Origin of the sequence: Rossellomorea aquimaris (assembly GCF_020171925.1) — a bacterium.
Classification (GTDB): Bacteria; Bacillota; Bacilli; order Bacillales; family Bacillaceae_B; genus Rossellomorea; species Rossellomorea aquimaris_F.
Genome location: NZ_JAIVAR010000005.1, coordinates 59522 through 77394 on the forward strand (window position 1 = coordinate 59522; position 17873 = coordinate 77394).

A 17873-nucleotide genomic window follows, 5' to 3' on the forward strand; every position below is an offset into this window, starting at 1 on the left:
AGGGTGGGGGTCCATTTCCTATCTCTTCATATATTGAATGATTTTCTCTACTACCTTTTCCCCCTGCTCGATGCACTCCGGTATCCCTAGTCCATCGTATGAACTGCCGGCGATGAAGATCCCTGGCAATCGATCTTCAAGCTTTTGATACAGGTCTTTCGTCCTTTCCCTATGGCCAACCGTATATTGAGGCATTGAATCCTTGTACCTTGTAACAAGCGTGAATTCAGGTTCTCCATCAAGATGCACGATTTTCTCCAGATCCTCAAGCACGATCTGTTGGATTTGATCGTCCGATAAATCAACGATCGTTTCATCCCCTGACTTCCCGAGGTAACACCTGATCAATACCTTGCCATCCGGAACGGTGTGTGGCCATTTCTTATGGGTCCAAGTACAGGCTGTAATTGAATAGTCACTGTTTCTGGAGACGATGAATTCATTTCCCTCCACATTCTTCTTAATCGCTCCCGAGTCAAATCCCATTGCGACGGTAGCTACTGATGTCGCTGGCATGTCTTTCAAATAATCCATGAATGATAGATTCGGAAACATCGATTGCATAGAATGATGAGGTGTTGTAATTACCACTCCATCGGCATCCAGTACCTGGCCATTCGTAAAACGGATTGTATATCCATGCTCCGCTTCCCCGTCAATACCGGATACCTTCATCCCTTTATTGACGACACCCGGGTCCAGTGCGTTCTCAAGACCTTCTACTAGTGACTGTAGCCCGTTTGAAAAAGTAAGGAATCTCCCGTTCTTCTCTTCGTTTTCATAACGGGAAGCTGCTTTTTTAATACCTGCAATCAAACTGCGATGCTTTTGTTCAATTTCATGAAGTTCCGGGAATGTCGACATCAAGCTCAACTGATCGATATCCCCTGCATAAATACCTGTAAGCAGTGGCTCAATCAGGTTATCGACTACTTCATCACCCATCCTTCTTCGAAAGAACCTCCCCAGTGATTGGTCCTCTGATGAAGTTGAACGCGGGAGGATGAAGTCAGCAGCGGCCCTCATCTTTCCGGTGAGGGAAAATAGGTTGGTCGTGATGAAAGGGGCTATTTGAGTCGGGATCCCGATAATCGACCCGCCTGGCATGGGATATAGCTCCCCACCCGCAATCACATACGATTTCCCCCAGGTGCTTGCCACCAATGTGTCGTCCAGGCCGATTTCCTTTGCGAGCGTGATTGGGCTCTGGTTTCGCGGTACAAAAGAATCTGGGCCTCTTTCAATGATATACCCATCCTGTTTCAACGTTTGTATTTTTCCGCCTAACCGATGAGTGGCCTCTACCAGTTTGAGATGTATGGGAAGGTTCATTTCCTTGATTTTCTTTTGCAAGTAGTAAGCGGCTGTCAGCCCGGTGATCCCCCCACCGATGACAACGACAGTCTTCACTTGTTGTCCCCTCATAACTATCGCCTTCTTTATCTATTTTTTCATTCCCAGAGTTAGCTCATTATTCTGAAAACGAATCTCGCGGATCCTCTTCTCCCCATCCATAAAGAGAAGGACTGAGCTTAGAATGATACCCGACAGCTTCAGTCCTTCCCATCCTCACACCATTGGTATGATGGATGACTTATCTATTTAAGTGCTTCATAATGACTTCTGCCATTGCGTCGATGAACTCAGGCTTTGCATTCGGCATCTCCGGTCGATAATACGTTGCACCGATTTCATCTGTTACAACCTTGCATTCATAATCATTATCATATAGTACTTCTAAATGGTCGGCCACAAACCCAACGGGCGTGTAGACAAAGGTGGTATACCCTTTCTCTTTGTGTAGATCACGTGTCAGATCTTGTACATCAGGACCAAGCCAAGGATCAGGCGTATTCCCTTCACTCTGCCAGCCGACGGCATAATTCTCTACCCCTGCACCTTCAGCTATCATCCGGGCAGTGTCCTCGAGCTGTTGAGGGTATGGGTCACCATTCTGAAGGATGCGTTCAGGAAGACTGTGTGCAGATACGATCAGGACAGCATTCTTTCGTTCTTCATCGCTCATGCTGTTATAGGTTTGCTTCACTTTCTCCACCCAATAATGAATGAACTTCGGCTCATCGTACCAGCTTTCCACTGAAGTAATGGAAGGGCCACCCAGTTTTTCTGCTGTTTCTTTTGCTCTACCATTATAGGACTTGACGCTGAATGTCGAGAAGTGTGGTGCAAGGACGATGGATACCGCTTCCTCAATGCCATCTTTATGCATCTGCTCGACTGCATCTTCAACGAAAGGCTCAATATGCTTCAGTCCCAGATACATCTTGAATTCAATTTCATCCTGGATGGAATTCAGGTGCTCCTCAAGACTTTTCGCCTGGTCCATCGTGATTTTCGCAAGCGGTGAGATGCCACCGATTGCTTCGTATCTGCCGCGAAGATCTTCCAGCAAGTCTTCGGAAGGCGTTCTGCCATGACGAATATGAGTATAGTAACGTTCTATATCCTCTTCTTTATAAGGGGTCCCGTATGCCATGACCAAAAGACCCATCTTCTTTTTTGCCATTTTCGAATTCACCTCATATGTGTTTTGATTCATAACTTTTAATGAAAAGAATCGTTTGTCCGAACCTATTTGTTCGAACTGTATTCATGAACAAAGTCAGTCAAGCGCTTTAGCGTATCTGGATTGACAGATGGGAAGACACCATGGCCAAGGTTGAAGATATAACCCGGAAGCTCCATTCCCTGATCCAGTATGGCCTTGGCACGCTCCTCGATGACTTCCCAAGGTGCAAGAAGGATGGCAGGATCCAAATTCCCCTGGACGGTCTTGGAGATTCCCCTCTGACGTGCTTCAGTGATAGGGAGGCGCCAGTCAAGTCCGACGACGTCCAATGGAAGGTCATGCCATTCATTGGCCAGGTGGCTCGCACCGACCCCGAACATGATCAATGGTACATTTTCTTCTTTCAATTCCGTGAAGATCCTTTCCATCACTGGTTTGATGAAGACTCTATAGTCCTGGACATTCAGAGCCCCGACCCACGAATCAAAGATTTGGAAAGCTTTTGCCCCTGCACGGATTTGAGCCTTTCCATATGTGATTGTCATATCTGCAAGCTTGTCCATCAATGCGAACCAAGCCTTTGGATCAGAATACATGAATGATTTCGTTTTATTATAATTCTTAGATGGACCGCCTTCAATCATATAGCTTGCCATTGTAAAGGGGGCACCTGCAAACCCGATCAACGGTACTGATAATTGCTCCGTTGTCAGAAGCTTGATCGTTTCAAGCACATACGGCACATCTTCTTCCGGGTTGATTTCTCCCAGTTTTTCGACGTCCGCTGCTGAACGGATCGGATTATCGATGACTGGCCCGATCCCTGACTTGATTTCCACATCCACCCCGATTGCAGGAAGAGGTGACATGATATCTTTATAAAGGATGGCAGCATCCACTCCATATTGTTCGACCGGAAGTCGTGTAACATACGCACACAACTCGGGCTGATGCGTAATTTCAAATAGGGAGTATTTTTCCTTGATCTTTCTATATTCTGGCTGAGAACGGCCTGCCTGCCTCATGTACCACACAGGGGTATAGTCCGTTTCTTCCCCTTTTGCTGCTCTCAAAAATGTATCATTAAATTGTTTCATACCTGTCGGCCACCTTTCACTCATCCGTTAATCCTATTGTATTATAAAAGAATCGATTTCTAAAATTGTTTAACCGTACAAACTGCAACCCTTATAAACTATAGTCTTTTATAGGCAAAATGTATAGTTTTCATGAGTAAATGTCATAAATTTGCCGATTTTGTTTAAAAAACTGTGAAAACCAGGTTACAGTGATGTGAGAAATGGGAAGATTAACTAAGAGATTACTTTAAGAGGTGAATGAATATGAAGAAGTTATATATGACGACAGGAACACATGAATACCTAGCAAAGATCATGAATGAGCACCCCGAAGAAAAAATGATTCTCATGAGGGAATCAAGCGCGCTCCTTGTCCATGAGACGGACGGGGAAAGCGTATTCGAATCACCGAGGAGTTACGAAGTGATCGATGAGGCAGGGGCGCTGGAAAGGACGGGATATGCCATCTTCAATAATATCCCGGTAACGGATGAGGGGCGTCCATTGTTTGAATATCGTTTCAAGAACCGTGCACGATTGATCGAAGAAGTTCCCGGCTTTTCTGCGATTCGCGTTCTCCGGCCGCTCGATAGTGATACATATGTCATCATGACCATTTGGGAGGACAGGAAGAGTTTCCTTGGATGGCAGGAATCGAAGCAATATGAGAAGGCACATGCAAAACGAGGGACGGAAGAAGGCATCGATTCCAAGAAGGAGATCTTCCCACGTGCCTCTTACGTGACGGAGTATGAGATTGTCTCAGGATGAATGAGCATCATCACTCATTATGTGGTGGACTGACAAGGAAGGCTGACAGACACCTCTGTCAGCCTATTATCCGTTTGATCGCTTCAATTCTTCTTATATAAGATCCCATTACGATTGGCATAAATGGCTGCCTGCGTCCGGTCTGCCACTTCCAATTTCCCCAGGATATTGCTGACATGTGTTTTCACTGTTTTGACCCCGATGAATAATTCTTCTGAAATCTCCTGATTCGTCATCCCTTCCCCGAGGCATCGTAACACGTCTAATTCACGCGCAGTCAGGTCTTCATGTGGTTTTCTTTCTTGTGGTCTGAACCGTGTCATCATTTTATCCGCAACTTTGGATGCAATGACGGACTCCCCTTTCATCGCTTTATAGATTGCTGAGGTGACTTCTTCGGCACTTGCCGTTTTCAACAGATAGCTATGTGCTCCTGCTTCGATTGCAGGAAACACCTTTTCATCATCATAGTAGCTCGTAAGGATGATGATCTTGCAGTCTTTAAGAAAGGTAAGAATCTTTTCGGTTGCTTCGATTCCGTTTCCGTCGTCCATCAAAAGATCCATCAGGATGACGTCCGGTTCATGGACCTTGGCAAGACGGACGGCTTCATTGCCGCTTTTCGCTTCCCCCAGGAATTCGATTCTGTCTTCAGTGAGTAAATAGCTTTTGATGCCAAGCCTCACCATCTCATGATCATCCACAATCATCACTTTCACTTTCTCCATGCCCATTCTCCCCCTTTACTCATACTGGAATTTTAAGATCGATATACGTCCCTTCCCTTTCCTTCGACCTGATTTGAAAGTACCCGCCTATTTCTTCTGCACGCTCCCTCATTGTTTGCAGACCGTAAGAGGTCATCCTGTTCCCATTAAGATCGAACCCTTTTCCGTTATCACTGATATGTAAGGTGATTGCGTCCCCTTTCTTTTCGGTGACGATCTTCACTTTCGTTGCACACGAATGACGAAGGATATTCGACAGGCTTTCCTGTATGATCCTGAACATGTGTGCTTCCGTACCTTTTGAAAGCTGATCGATCCCCTCAAGCGTTGCTTCAATTTCAAGTGAAGTCTTCTGCTTAATTTCCCCGATAAGGATCAGTAATGCTTCCCTGAGGCTTTCCCCCTTCAAGTCAACGGGCCTTAAATGGAGCAGTAACGCCCTCATTTCCCCTTGAGCCTTTGCAGCGATTTCCGCAACCTGTTGAATCATCACTTCTGCCTTATCGGGTTCTTGCCCGATACTTTTTTTTGCAGCCGATGAAAGCATATTCAATGCAAACAACTGCTGACTGACGGAATCATGTAGATCCCTTGCAAGTCGCTGCCTTTCTTCCATGACCGCCGCTCCATGCGCCTTCTCTGCAAGCTCCGACTTTTCATCCGCCAATCGTTGCAATGATTTCACTTGCTCCTGAATATACGTCGCAAGCTGATTCAATTCATCCGACAAGATCCCCAGTTCATCATGTTCAAAGCTCTCAATCCTTGCAGAAAATTTACCGTTTCGTAGCAAGGTAACAAATGTCGATAAATCATCGATGCGACCCTTGAATGTATAGCTAGTCCTGACACCAGAGTAAAGACTTAGCAATAGTAAGATCATAAATAGCGAGAAAGTCAGAATGATGGACAGATGAAGCGAAGCGCTTTCTCCATTTGTAATGAACAAATAGATTTGCAGGAAAACAAAATAAATCAGTGTCGCCATGACGGCCATTGTGAAATAACTCTTCAGGAACCATTTCCTCATACTTTTAGAGCTCTCCATCCCACTCTCCCTTTCTCCGAAGAAGCGTTCTGAAGCTTTCATACTTCACTGATTCTGATCGACGCTACCTTCACATTGATTTGTAACTTTATCCTTTTACCTGATTGTTCGTAACCAGGACTCTTATAATAGAAATCACTCCTGATTTCAGATGATCCTTGATTAAACAACTTCACTTCCCCGACCTTGACCTTGACCTTGATTTCCACTGGTACGTTCTCAGGAATGACCACTTTCACATCCCCTACCCATCCTTTTATTTCAATCGGGGTCTCACCTTCCGGAATGAAGGCTTTGCTGAAATCAAAGTAATAGTCACCGACCACATTTTGAAAGATCATCGGTTCGAGCGGCCAATTCGGTTCTGCAAATTTCACTTCCCCAACAATGAATCCTCTATTCACTCGATTGGTTACAGTTTTAGCTGCATGGGGGTCCTGGGATTCAAACTCATAATCCTCATCGTGATGATCATTCGTTACCGTCACTTTGATTGATTTATTCCATGCAACCCTGGATATGGCGACCGCAATGATGAAGATCGGCCACAGCTTCCACCAGCTCCCATATTCAAATTCAAGCAGGTTCAGTTCAGCCAGTATCCTTAAGGACCCCAGGACAAGGCTGAAAAGTCCAAACAATAATTTCCCAAAACTTTTCCTAAGAAATGCATCCGCCACCCACTTCACTCCGATGATGACAAGTATAGCGGGGACAATAGTGACAAATATCTGCGTTATTTCCAAGGAAATGACACCGATATTCAACATTAACAGCCAAATACCAACCACTAACAATATGACTGAGAACATCCAGTGCTTCCTACCTCTGTTCCTCACAAGTACACCACCTTCACTTCTATATCATTCGAGATACGTTTTTGAATTCCTTTTCATTCTTTCATTATAGAGTGAGTGGTTCATTCTTTTGAGGAGCAATCGCCCGATTCCCCCTCCGTCTACAGACCGAAATTTGCAGTTTCATAACTCTAGGCAACTTTCATAATCTATCGTACAGATCAGGGCGAATACCCAATTTGAACATGGTGCTACCATTCCTGATCGGGCTCATCGTCCCCACCCCATAACTGCTATATCTCTGCCTGAACAGGGTAGAGTTTGGGTCATAATTAAAAAACTCATAAATAGAGGCGAATACTATCAGTTTCAGTTTTTAATCCGCTAATGATTTGCGTGCAAGACTTCGCTTTCCGCGGGTGACCCGTGAGCATCCCCGGCTTTTGCCTGCGTGAAGAAAAGCAGAAGTGATCGTTTTGCTCCCTTTGAAAAATGTTATTCGGCTTTAAGGTTAATGTTCAATCGGGAGCAGACCACTGGAGCTAGACAGGTCTCACATTGGCCACTTCTCCCGCAGGAGTCTTCGTCTTGCACTCCAATTAACCGCTAGATAGATGAATCTAATCGTAAATTTATAAAAATAGTTAAAAACCCGAACTAATTTGCCTGCCAATTGCGAAATTAGTTCGGGTTTCATTTTGTCTGAAACACTTTTGTCCCAGACTCTTTTTTCAGGTTGGTCGCTTTTCGTACAAAAACGTTGTGAGTGCAAAGATCGAGAAGCCGATCAGGAAGCCGGCAAGCACATCGGACGGATAATGCACTTGTTCCACGACCCTGCTTATCCCGGTCAGTAGCGCGATAATAAATGCCACCACGAAGATTCCCCGCTTCACCTTTACAGAAGAAAACTCCCTGCTTATAAAGTATGATGCTGTCAATAAGAACACAATGCCGACCATGGCATGTCCGCTTGGAAAACTGAAGCCTTCTTCGCCATGGGGAAAAGGTGGACGATCCCGTTCCATCAAGTTTTTAATGACTTTATTCAGTACATTACTCCCCCCAACCGCTACCACTACGGTCAATATGCCAGGGAAGTCCTTTTTACCCCACCATAAATATAGGATTAAAAGGATCGATCCTCCTCCGATCACCAATTCCGTCCCTACCACCGAGAAGATTTTCAACAGGTGCCAGGAGGCAAGCCTATCAAGAAGATAAGGGTCCCAGGGCATGGAAAGTTCATGGTACACGAAATGAGCCACGGTCATAAAAAGAATGAATGTTATGATTCCTGGTATGTAGATTGTTTTTTTCATGCTATCCTCCTTCCATTGGACACTGTCGCCAATTCTGATTGCAAGAGTCTATTTGTTCCCTGTTTTTAATGTTATAATATTCTAAATCTTCAACAATTATAAGGAGGTCTTCTCTTGCTGAAAGAATTATATCAGAAATTAGAAGAGCGATGGTCAGAAATGGTACAAATCAGGAGATATTTACACCAACACCCAGAATTGTCGTTTCAAGAAAAACAGACCGCTGCCTACATCGCTGACTATTACCGCGCTCTTGGAATCGATGTACGTGAGAATGTTGGTGGAAACGGGGTGGTCGCAACCATTAAAGGGCGACTGCCGGGAAAAACCGTAGCACTGCGGGCGGACTTTGATGCACTTCCCATCCAGGACGAAAAGGATGTTGAATATCGATCGACCGTACCCGGAGTGATGCACGCATGTGGGCATGATGGCCATACGGCAACCCTATTGGTGTTGGCGAAAACATTGAATGAACACAGGGATCAACTGCAAGGTACGATCAAATTGATTCATCAGCATGCAGAAGAATATGCTCCCGGCGGTGCGAAGCCGATGATTGAGGCTGGCTGTCTCGAAGGGGTGAATGTGATTTTCGGGACTCATTTATGGTCAACCGAAAAGCTGGGGCGGGTCCTTTTCAGAACCGGTCCGATCATGGCTGCTGCCGATCGATTCGAGATCATCATCAAAGGTTCCGGTGGACACGGCGCGCAGCCCCACAAGACGAAGGATGCCATCGTGGCCGGAGCCCAGCTCATCAATGATCTTCAACAAATCGTGAGCAGGCGGGTCAATCCGATTGATCCAGCCGTCGTCACGATCGGTTCATTTGTGGCTGAAAATGCATTTAACGTCATCGCGGATCAAGCGACATTAATCGGTACGGTCCGGACATTCAATCCGGAAGTGAGGGATTTTATTGAAAAGGAAATTGAACAAATCGTCAAAGGGGTCTGCCTTTCCTTCGGGTGTGAATATGAGTATCGTTTCGAACGCGGGTATCCTGCAGTCGTGAATCACTCAGAAGAAACCCAGCTTATCATTGAGTGCGCAGCTGATATCGATGAAGTCCATAACGTGGAGGAGATTGAGCTTCAAATGGGCGGTGAGGATTTTGCTTACTATCTTGAAAAAGTGAAAGGCACATTCTTTTTCACAGGTGCAGCGCCTGAGAATGCAGAAACCCTTTACCCACACCATCATCCGAAATTCGATTTTAATGAAAAAGCCATGCTGATTGCAGCGAAAACGTTGGCCTCGGCAACGATCCGATACAACAGAAAGCACTCAGAATCAGCGATGGCGGCTAAAAGATGAACCTACATGAAAAAAGATCGGCTAATGCCGATCTTTTTTTCATTCCTCTTTAAAGTAACGCATGCGATAAGCGAAGATTGCGGTCTCACCAAGCTGATCAAGCAACTGATAATTAGCATATGCCCCGACTACGGCACCTACCCCAGGGACAAGCTGAAGCATCTTGACAAAATCGATGTAGTCCCTGTACTCCTGTTGGAAGGAACGCCAGTCAAGCTCCACCAGCTCCTTTTTCTTTTCATCCCAGTTTTCAATGATCTCCATGGTGCGCTCTTTATGGTCATCACTTGAGAAAGCAAGCTGAAAGACATAAAGAAGAAATAACCTTTCTTCATAGGACCTACTATCGTATCCATGAATGGCGGAACACTCACTAAGAAATTTCATCTTGATTGATAAAAGCAGTGGAAAATCCGCCAACCCCAGGAAGATCCCCCCGGCACCTGTACCAGCCCCTTCAATGACCGCAGCTTTCCGGTGAAACTCCAACCTTTCCCTCATCCGCTTTTCCCGTTCCTTTAAAGAAGGGGATGAAGGTGTGATGTCCGGCGTGAACCACTCATTACCTTTCAAGGTGATCTCCACCATTCGCTTGATGCTTTCCGTGATCAGGAGATGGGCTTTTTCAGGTATGAATTGATTCATCTTTTTTTGAGCTTGTTTCGAGACCCTTTGAAAGATTGTGGATTTCTTGCTTACTTTCCTTTTCCATCGTTCAAGTTCTTCCCTTTCTTGTTCCATATCCACCCCACCTTAAGGAGCTATTAACTGTCATACGTTCGTTTCACCCGATAGGTTTCATAAAAACAGATTTTCTTCCATCCTTTTCAATCGGCGTGTTGAATAAAATTGACTGAACAGCACTGAGAATATGAAACCACAGAGAAGTTCAATGGCACTTTCCATCCACATTCCCTTGATCAAGAAAGGAAGTGCAAAGAAAACGGATTGGACGAACATGGATTGAAGCAGGATTTTCTTGAAAGATGTGGTCTTCAATTCCGTTGAAAGCGGATAGATCAATACCCAAATCTTATAATCAAACCGCTTATACAAAGGGATAAGCTGGAAACCTGTCAAATACAGAAATAATAAGGCCGTCATGATGCTGATGACTAACGATTGATTGGCATAGATCACGACTGCCCCTATAAGTGTCAAACGGAGGTACAATCCGGAATATTCGCTCGTTCTGACCAACGACCTGAGATAAAGGTGCCGGTACGTATCTCCTTGTGAAAATGCCGTCTTCACAAGGAAGTCCAGCCATTTCCTTCTATATACTTTACCCTTCAATTTAGGCACGTCCGTGAACATATTGGCAAGGCGGTAAAAAAGTAGCATCCGCTGTTCTTCCAGGTGGATGAGCAAGTCCCATTTTATATTCTTCCTTTTAGCCGTTTGATAAAAGTAAAGTAAATAGCCCGCCATCACGATTGCCACTGCCACTACCATCAACAAGTGGGCATCTGATAAAACCAATAGGAGGAGTGTACCCGTCAAAAGAAATCGTATGGAACTGTCGATGAAATGCACTTCTCTTTCCTGGAATCTCAAAATGTACCACCTGACATATAGATTCCATACTTTCAATCCAAGCACCAGGCCAAGCAAGGGAAAAAAACGATTGAAACCGTTCCCGGACACCGCGACATACATCGGCATCATTGCAGCGAGGATCAGCAGCTGGATATAAGATTGAAACAAGAAGCTGATCCAGATATTCTTCCTGAAATAGCTTGAAAGCCTGTTCTCAAGCGGGATCAAAAAAACGGCATCCGCTTCTTTCAGGAAGGTATATACAGGGCTCCAAGCAAGGACCAACCCAAGGAGCGCTGCCATGATGTAAGCTGCCGGAAAGGTCGGGTCGAGCGTTTTCACCCATTGATTATAGGTAAACGCTGCACCCCCGAGTGCGAAAATGAGCACAAATAGGAGATGGTCATTAAACATATACTTTAAGTACTTCTGTAATTCCTGGTTATACTCCAGGATTCGTTTCTTCCAGATGCTTTCAATATTATTCATCATGTAATTCTTCCTTTGTCAGCTGGATATAGATATCGTCCAAAGTGGCACCCGGCATGGAAAATTCAGCCTGAAGTTCCCTAAGCGTCCCCTTTGCCCGTATTTGACCCTCATGAAGGATGATAAAGGAATCACAATATCTCTCCGCCGTAGCGAGGATATGAGTCGACATCAAGATGCCAGCCCCGTTCTCCTTCATCTCTTCCATCCAGTCCAGCAGAGACTGGATGCCGAGCGGATCGAGCCCTACGAACGGTTCATCAATGATATAAAGGCTGGGCTGAATAAGGAATGCACACATGATCATCACCTTTTGTTTCATTCCTTTTGAGAAATGAGCAGGGAACCACCCCAATTTCTTCTCCATCCGGAAAGCCTTGAGGAGGTTTCCGACCCTTGATTGATATTCTTCATCTTTCAAGCCGTATGCCATGGCGGTAAGTTTCAGATGCTCCTCAAGGGTGAGTTCATCATATAGGATAGGCGTTTCAGGTATGTATGAAAATTGTTTTCGATAGTGATCAGCATTTTCCTTCAGGGCATAGCCATTGATCCTGACATTTCCCTGCTTTGGTTCCATCAACCCGATGATATGCTTGATCGTTGTACTTTTACCCGCTCCGTTCAAACCAATCAGTCCAACGATTTCATTCCTGTTGATCGAAAAGCTGATATCCTTTAATACCGGTTTTCGCGTGTAGCCTCCGACAAGGTGATTTATTTCCAAAAGTGCCATGGGCAGCAACGTCCTTTCTATTCTCATCATTTCTCTCTATTTTAGCAAAATTCTTTCCCAAAGGCATCGATAAAGAAAGTCATATTCCAATAATTAGTACTTATATCTTCCGCTTCTCTGCGCATTCTAATTACAGAAGGGGCCAGCAATAAGAAAAACGGGGTGGTTGTTAAAGACCAGTTAATCCGATTTCACTATTGTTCGCGGCTTAAAGGATAGTCGTCTTTCATAGTGGATGACACATTCACCAGTTCATTTCATCACAAAAATTGATAAATGAGGTGTTTGTTAAAGAACATTTTGACTAAGATCCATCTTGCATAGCTTTCAGCTTAAAAAGATTAGGGGATGGTCACTTTGAACAAAGTCATTCATTTTCAACGATTGCACATATCATGCTTATAGCAAATGAGGTGTTTGTCGCAGACCGATTATAGTTTCTATTGTCTAAAGCTAACCAGCTAAAAGATAAGGGGATGGTCGCATTGCAAAATTTTCATTCACTATACGAATGGGATCTCTGTTAAAGCTACAAAGCAAATGAGGTGTTTATCAAAGAGAGATATTGACATTTAACCCTTTAAAAACCCCTTCAAAGAGAGGCAGGAAAATCGTTCCTGTCTCTTCTTTCCTTTTCTTTCTAATTCTATTCATGGTAAAATAATTTCAATCTTATGACTGAAAGGTGGAACTATTGTGAGCGATTGCATTTTCTGTAAAATCATCGATGGCGAAATCCCTTCCATGAAAGTGTATGAAGATGAGCATGTCCTTGCATTCCTTGATATTAGCCAAGTGACGAAAGGACACACTCTTCTGATCCCGAAACTACATAAAGAAAACATCTATGAACTCACGCCAGAAACAGCAAGTCACTTATTCTCTGTCGCCCCTAAAATTGCAAATGCCCTTAAAGCTGAATTCAATCCGGTCGGACTCAACTTACTGAACAATACAGGGGAACAAGCTGGTCAATCTGTCTTCCACTTCCATATGCACTTCATTCCTCGCTATGGACAGGGCGACGGTTTTGGGGCAGTCTGGAAAACACATAATGATGATTACAGCGGCGAAGACTTGAAGGAAATTGCAGAATCAATTTCACAGCATTTGTCCTAATCACACATGCATGCATCCGGAGGATCCTTCACCGGGTGTTTTTTTATTGGAAATAAAATGTCTCACAACTAATCAAGAGCCCTCCCATCGTGCTGGCGCATACACGTATCGTGCCCCTCGCGCTCTTTTTTCCGAAAATTAAATCTTTGACAAGGTTTCTCCCTGTGTTATAATGTACCTATCTTTTCGCTGATGGCAATGAGTGCACATCAGGAGGGGATGATAGTAAACATTAGCTTAGTTGAGGAGAGATGAGAAATGAATACGAAAACACTTGTATCCCTATCATTACTTGTTGGGATCGGAGCAGTCCTTCATACGGTGATCCCTGGATTCTTCCTAGGGATGAAACCAGATATGATGCTCACGATGATGTTCTTGGGCATTGTCCTGTTCCCAGCGAAAAAGAATGTTTTACTGCTTGGCGTACTGACCGGTGTCATTTCCGGTTTGACGACACAATTTCCAGGCGGATTTCTACCAAACTTAATTGATAAACCCATTACGGCTTTTGTCTTCTACGGACTATTCCTTGCTACACGCAAGCTTACACGTTCAGTGATCGGAGCATCTGTACTGACGGCTCTCGGAACCTTGGTATCAGGAAGTATCTTCTTGTCATCCGCGTACCTCATCGTGGGACTTCCCGGTGCATTCCTAGCGCTGTTCACGGCAGTCGTTCTCCCTGCAACCATCGTCAATGCAGGGGCCATGTTCGTCACGTATCCGATTGTCCACTCGATCTTGAGAAGATCAAACATTAAAGAAGCTGTTACTACAGAACAATTGTCATAACATATGAAGGACTGTATTGCGCCGCAATACAGTCCTTTTTTATTGTATAGCGATCCACAAGAGCCTTTACGTGGCAAACCAGCATAATACTCCGATGAGGAACGTGATGACACCGCCAGACCCGAGAATTGCGGCTCGCCGCTTCAGCATGTTTTTAGGAGGATACATACCTGGCCGTTGAATACTGACAAAGTTATACACCATACTTAAAAACAGGACACCACTCAGGGCAAAAAAACCAAAAATGATCCCGTCCATCTTCTTATCCCTCCCCTGCTCCACCTCTTACCTTTATTTTTATGCGGGACTGAATAAGGTTATGAACGCACTTGTTTCCATTCGTTCTTCATAGGGAAAAGGAATATACAAGCAGCTTGTAGAAGTATGTATTATTAGAAATGGCGAGGTGATAAGTATGAAGATAAAATCTCTTTCTTACGGATTGATCATCGGCGGAGTGATCGGAGGAATCGCATCCCTCCTCTCCGCCCCATCATCAGGAAAAGAACTGAGGGACCAAATGAAAGATAAGAAAGAAGATTGGAGCGAAATCTTTGAAGAAATGAAGACACACTTAGGGGAACTGAAGGATTCCATCAGCACACTCTCCCAGGAAGGCAAGGAAACCGTCCAACAAATATCCAAAGACCTCCAGGCATCTGTCAAACAGTGGAAGGCATCGACTGAACCAAACAACCAGAAACTTCAACAGGAAATCCAACTGATCCAAGAAAAGATTGAAGAACTTGAAAGCTCTTTGAACACAACGAAGGAAGCGGAGTAAAAACTGACTAGGGAAGACCTTTATTGCCAACAATGGGGGTCTTCTTTTGTTTAATAAATAGGCTGATTATTGTTAATTTTTGTTAACCGTTCTTCTATTTAGCTCTAGAAATGGAAGCGAAAAACACATACTTCAAAAAATTTTGTCAATTTATCCTTTATTAATTTTTATTTTATTGGCATAATAAAATAAAAGCGCTTTCTTCATATCGATAGTTGTTACCGTATGAATTCATGGGCATGAAGATAGAAAGAAAAGATTTTCTAACAAAGTGGGTGTAAGGGATGGAAGAAAGAGAATATTCTTTGAAAGAGGCGATCATCTTCAGTCAACGGATGGCCCAGCTGAGCAAGGCACTGTGGAAGGCGATCGAGAAAGACTGGCAGCAATGGATTAAGCCATATGATTTAAATATTAATGAACATCATATCCTGTGGATAGCATATCACCTTAAAGGGGCATCGATTTCAGATGTAGCAAAGTTCGGTGTCATGCATGTATCGACAGCTTTCAACTTTTCAAAAAAACTTGAAGAACGGGAACTTCTTCAATTCTCCAAACGGGATAATGACAAACGAAATACGTATATCCAACTGACACAAAAAGGGGAAAAAATTCTTCTTGAATTGATGAAGAATTATAAACCTGAAACACATTCGATCTTCCAAGGGGTCGCTCCACTAAAGGAACTTTACGGAAAGTTCCCTGAAATGATCGAGATGATGTCTGTCGTACGTAATATATACGGAAATGATTTCATGGAGATTTTCGAAAAATCATTTACAAACATCGATAGTGAGTTTGCCGAAGACAACTCAAAGTTAAACCAAATCTTTGACAATGAAGAAGGACTTGCTTAGTGCCCGTCCTCTGTTAAAGATGTAATAAGCTCTCGGGCTGATGACGGGAGATCACTGTGATCAGCTTTCGATGTTCAAGAGAATATCTTACATATCTCAAAAGCGGGAATATGAAGGACCTTCCGCTTTTTTGATTTCATCAATGTATGTGCATCATTTCACAACGTAGTAGGCTTCAACGATTCCTTACTTAAAAAGCTCCCCTGGCGACAGTGTTTGGCGAATGAAACGTGTCAAAATTGTTTGGATATTCCTTTAAACATTTCGTCGATCCCTCGTCCCATCGCATTCATCAATGCACCTGAAATCACACTTCCGATTGCTTACAAAAAAATATCAAAATATGTATTGATTTTTTCCTTCACTCATAATAAAGTATGTAAAGCGCTCATTTAAAACACTGTCGTCGATGGAGGCGATTTTTTTATGCATTGCTGGAAAACAATCAATCTCGAAAGACAATTTGGATTCTATCGAGTCTTTTTACTTTCATCCATTATCATGATGATGGTATTCTCATTAATATACGTACCAATGAATTTGGTTTATTCGAGTTCTTTCTATGACAACCACTTACTGGGGTTCGTTTTAGGGCTTCTTAGCATCTATCCTTTGCATAAGCTGATCCATGTCATGCCGATCCTGCCTTATGTAAGGTTGATGAGATGGAAATGGAACAGAAAGCTTGTTATCCTCCCGATTGTATCCTTGAGGGTAGATCGGCCGATTTCAAAGTACCTGTACATGATCGCATTAATTGCACCATTCTTGGTGATCAACAGCATTCTCATGTCAGGGTGCATCCTTTTCCCTCATTATTCACATTATTTCGCGATATTATTGGCATTTCATTCTGGCATCTGTGCCATCGATTTTATTTATGCCAAGCAATTGATGTATTCCCCTAAGGAAGCCTTAATCGAAGAGAACGACGAAGGATATGAAATTCTCATTTATCAAGGATGATGCAGATCCATTGACGATCGCCATCATCCTTGTGCTTTATCCAAACAGCACCATATGCACAACATTTCGACGATACTCGCTCTACCAATCTGCTTCATCTTTTGGTATCGTATAGCATATAGGAGATAACGGGGAGGGGTTAGAATGATCTCCATGTTTTTAGTATTTTCTGTGTTCATTTTATTCTATATAAATAAAATGACCAACACTCTATGCTTACAAAAAGAAATACCTGAAGAACGCCAACCAAAGGTATTCAGAACCATCAACATTCTAATCACCATACTTTTGGTATCTTCATACGTGGAAATATTGTATACATAATAGAAAAGCGGAAGGGCTTTGCCCAGAGGCGACAATTGAAGTTTGGAAGCAAACAAAAAAACCAGCCCCGAAAACCGGGCTGGTTTTTTCAATTGGTTTAGTAAACGTAAGCTGCACCAATGATGATCAAAAGAATAAATAAAACTACTAGTAACGCAAATCCTCCGCCGTAAGCACCAGACATATGTGCTCCTCCTTTCATTTATGGAAAGTCACCGGTTCATGGATGGGGGCATTGGCTGCCCCTCATTCCCTTATCCGGTGAAACTACACTATCTTGGGGCTAAATTATAGCCAAGCTGCACCTACAATGATTAACAAGATGAACAGTACAACAATTAACGCGAAACCTCCGCCGTATGCGTTACCCATAACTTTCCACCTCCTTTGAAGCGCTAATTTATCTTATTCAAGTTAGTCGCCTTTTGTTTAGGCATTTGTCATCTTTTTTATTTTTTAGTAAATGTACGCGGCACCAACGATGATTAATAAGATGAACAGCACTACGATTAACGCGAATCCGGAATTATATCCACAGCTCATATTTATTACCTCCTTTTGTCTATTCGCTTTTATCATATGAAGGAATCTGGGAAATGGGTGTGTAAAACGCCCATTTTTGTAAAGTTAAGCTTGGAAAATATTTTTTTAAAAGGAAAAAGTGTG

Annotated in this window: 22 protein-coding genes; 8 read left to right on the plus strand and 14 right to left on the minus strand. The window is 43.5% G+C overall.

The window, feature by feature from the left end; all coding sequences use genetic code 11:
- Positions 1 to 18 precede the first annotated feature (18 nt).
- The 3 genes from hemY to hemE all read right to left on the minus strand — a co-directional run bounded on the left by hemY (position 19) and on the right by hemE (position 3627).
- A complete protein-coding gene (gene hemY / locus LCM10_RS15765) occupies positions 19 to 1425 on the minus strand; it encodes a protoporphyrinogen oxidase (RefSeq protein WP_224877259.1) in 1407 nt (468 codons plus the stop codon).
- 169 nt (positions 1426 to 1594) lie between these two features.
- On the minus strand, positions 1595 to 2527 hold the full coding sequence (gene hemH / locus LCM10_RS15770) for a ferrochelatase (protein ID WP_224877260.1): 933 nt from the start codon (positions 2525 to 2527) through the stop codon (positions 1595 to 1597).
- A 65-nt stretch (positions 2528 to 2592) separates the two neighbouring features.
- The gene (gene hemE / locus LCM10_RS15775; RefSeq protein WP_224877261.1) at positions 2593 to 3627 is read right to left on the minus strand and encodes a uroporphyrinogen decarboxylase; all 1035 of its coding nucleotides are present in this window, start codon (positions 3625 to 3627) and stop codon (positions 2593 to 2595) included.
- A 246-nt stretch (positions 3628 to 3873) separates the two neighbouring features.
- On the opposite strand from hemE, the gene LCM10_RS15780 reads away from it, so the two are divergent.
- Entirely contained in the window at positions 3874 to 4380 is a 507-nt protein-coding gene (locus tag LCM10_RS15780) for an antibiotic biosynthesis monooxygenase family protein (RefSeq protein WP_224877262.1), read from the plus strand.
- Between the two features lie 83 nt (positions 4381 to 4463).
- On the opposite strand, the gene LCM10_RS15785 is transcribed toward LCM10_RS15780, so the two are convergent.
- The 4 genes from LCM10_RS15785 to LCM10_RS15800 form a co-directional block, all read right to left on the minus strand.
- A complete protein-coding gene (locus LCM10_RS15785; protein WP_224877263.1) occupies positions 4464 to 5108 on the minus strand; it encodes a response regulator in 645 nt (214 codons plus the stop codon).
- A 19-nt stretch (positions 5109 to 5127) separates the two neighbouring features.
- Entirely contained in the window at positions 5128 to 6156 is a 1029-nt protein-coding gene (locus tag LCM10_RS15790) for a sensor histidine kinase (protein ID WP_224877264.1), read from the minus strand.
- 38 nt (positions 6157 to 6194) lie between these two features.
- The gene (gene liaF, locus LCM10_RS15795; RefSeq protein WP_224877265.1) at positions 6195 to 6995 is read right to left on the minus strand and encodes a cell wall-active antibiotics response protein LiaF; all 801 of its coding nucleotides are present in this window, start codon (positions 6993 to 6995) and stop codon (positions 6195 to 6197) included.
- A 689-nt stretch (positions 6996 to 7684) separates the two neighbouring features.
- The gene (locus LCM10_RS15800) at positions 7685 to 8275 is read right to left on the minus strand and encodes a phosphatase PAP2 family protein (RefSeq protein WP_224877266.1); all 591 of its coding nucleotides are present in this window, start codon (positions 8273 to 8275) and stop codon (positions 7685 to 7687) included.
- Between the two features lie 114 nt (positions 8276 to 8389).
- On the opposite strand from LCM10_RS15800, the gene LCM10_RS15805 reads away from it, so the two are divergent.
- A complete protein-coding gene (locus LCM10_RS15805) occupies positions 8390 to 9595 on the plus strand; it encodes a M20 family metallopeptidase (RefSeq protein ID WP_318247503.1) in 1206 nt (401 codons plus the stop codon).
- Positions 9596 to 9634: 39 nt separating this feature from the next.
- On the opposite strand, the gene LCM10_RS15810 is transcribed toward LCM10_RS15805, so the two are convergent.
- The 3 genes from LCM10_RS15810 to LCM10_RS15820 are packed head-to-tail and all read right to left on the minus strand — an operon-like array spanning position 9635 to position 12359.
- Entirely contained in the window at positions 9635 to 10336 is a 702-nt protein-coding gene (locus tag LCM10_RS15810; RefSeq protein ID WP_224877267.1) for an EcsC family protein, read from the minus strand.
- A gap of 57 nt (positions 10337 to 10393) precedes the next feature.
- Positions 10394 to 11626 carry an ABC transporter permease gene (locus LCM10_RS15815; RefSeq protein WP_224877268.1) on the minus strand — a complete coding sequence of 411 codons (1233 nt, stop codon included), beginning with the start codon at positions 11624 to 11626 and terminating at the stop codon, positions 10394 to 10396.
- A complete protein-coding gene (locus tag LCM10_RS15820) occupies positions 11616 to 12359 on the minus strand; it encodes an ABC transporter ATP-binding protein (RefSeq protein WP_224877269.1) in 744 nt (247 codons plus the stop codon). The genes LCM10_RS15815 and LCM10_RS15820 overlap by 11 nt, the downstream gene beginning before the upstream one ends.
- Before the next feature lie 696 nt (positions 12360 to 13055).
- Between LCM10_RS15820 and LCM10_RS15825 the strand changes: the two genes are divergently transcribed.
- A complete protein-coding gene (locus tag LCM10_RS15825; RefSeq protein WP_224877270.1) occupies positions 13056 to 13478 on the plus strand; it encodes an HIT family protein in 423 nt (140 codons plus the stop codon).
- A 258-nt stretch (positions 13479 to 13736) separates the two neighbouring features.
- The gene (locus LCM10_RS15830; RefSeq protein ID WP_224877271.1) at positions 13737 to 14273 is read left to right on the plus strand and encodes a tryptophan transporter; all 537 of its coding nucleotides are present in this window, start codon (positions 13737 to 13739) and stop codon (positions 14271 to 14273) included.
- A gap of 66 nt (positions 14274 to 14339) precedes the next feature.
- Here the strand turns inward: LCM10_RS15830 and LCM10_RS15835 are convergent, their stop codons facing one another.
- Positions 14340 to 14531 (minus strand): hypothetical protein, encoded by a 192-nt coding sequence (locus tag LCM10_RS15835; RefSeq protein WP_224877272.1) that lies wholly within the window; start codon positions 14529 to 14531, stop codon positions 14340 to 14342.
- A gap of 157 nt (positions 14532 to 14688) precedes the next feature.
- On the opposite strand from LCM10_RS15835, the gene LCM10_RS15840 reads away from it, so the two are divergent.
- The 4 genes from LCM10_RS15840 (at position 14689) to LCM10_RS15855 (ending at position 17207) form a co-directional block, all read left to right on the plus strand.
- Positions 14689 to 15057: a YtxH domain-containing protein gene (locus tag LCM10_RS15840; RefSeq protein ID WP_224877273.1), complete on the plus strand. Its 369-nt coding sequence runs from the start codon at positions 14689 to 14691 to the stop codon at positions 15055 to 15057.
- 284 nt (positions 15058 to 15341) lie between these two features.
- Positions 15342 to 15917, plus strand: coding sequence for an HTH-type transcriptional regulator Hpr (locus tag LCM10_RS15845; protein WP_224877274.1), 576 nt, complete (start codon positions 15342 to 15344; stop codon positions 15915 to 15917).
- Positions 15918 to 16343: 426 nt separating this feature from the next.
- On the plus strand, positions 16344 to 16883 hold the full coding sequence (locus LCM10_RS15850; RefSeq protein WP_224877275.1) for a DUF3267 domain-containing protein: 540 nt from the start codon (positions 16344 to 16346) through the stop codon (positions 16881 to 16883).
- Between the two features lie 144 nt (positions 16884 to 17027).
- Positions 17028 to 17207, plus strand: a complete 180-nt coding sequence (locus LCM10_RS15855; RefSeq protein WP_224877276.1) for a hypothetical protein — start codon at positions 17028 to 17030, stop codon at positions 17205 to 17207.
- A 97-nt stretch (positions 17208 to 17304) separates the two neighbouring features.
- Here LCM10_RS15855 and LCM10_RS15860 read toward each other — a convergent pair whose 3' ends face one another.
- The 3 genes from LCM10_RS15860 to LCM10_RS15870 form a co-directional block, all read right to left on the minus strand.
- On the minus strand, positions 17305 to 17391 hold the full coding sequence (locus LCM10_RS15860; RefSeq protein WP_224877393.1) for a YjcZ family sporulation protein: 87 nt from the start codon (positions 17389 to 17391) through the stop codon (positions 17305 to 17307).
- Between the two features lie 104 nt (positions 17392 to 17495).
- Positions 17496 to 17579, minus strand: coding sequence for a YjcZ family sporulation protein (locus tag LCM10_RS15865; protein ID WP_032089274.1), 84 nt, complete (start codon positions 17577 to 17579; stop codon positions 17496 to 17498).
- A gap of 84 nt (positions 17580 to 17663) precedes the next feature.
- Positions 17664 to 17750 carry a YjcZ family sporulation protein gene (locus LCM10_RS15870; protein WP_034763301.1) on the minus strand — a complete coding sequence of 29 codons (87 nt, stop codon included), beginning with the start codon at positions 17748 to 17750 and terminating at the stop codon, positions 17664 to 17666.
- Positions 17751 to 17873 lie beyond the last annotated feature (123 nt).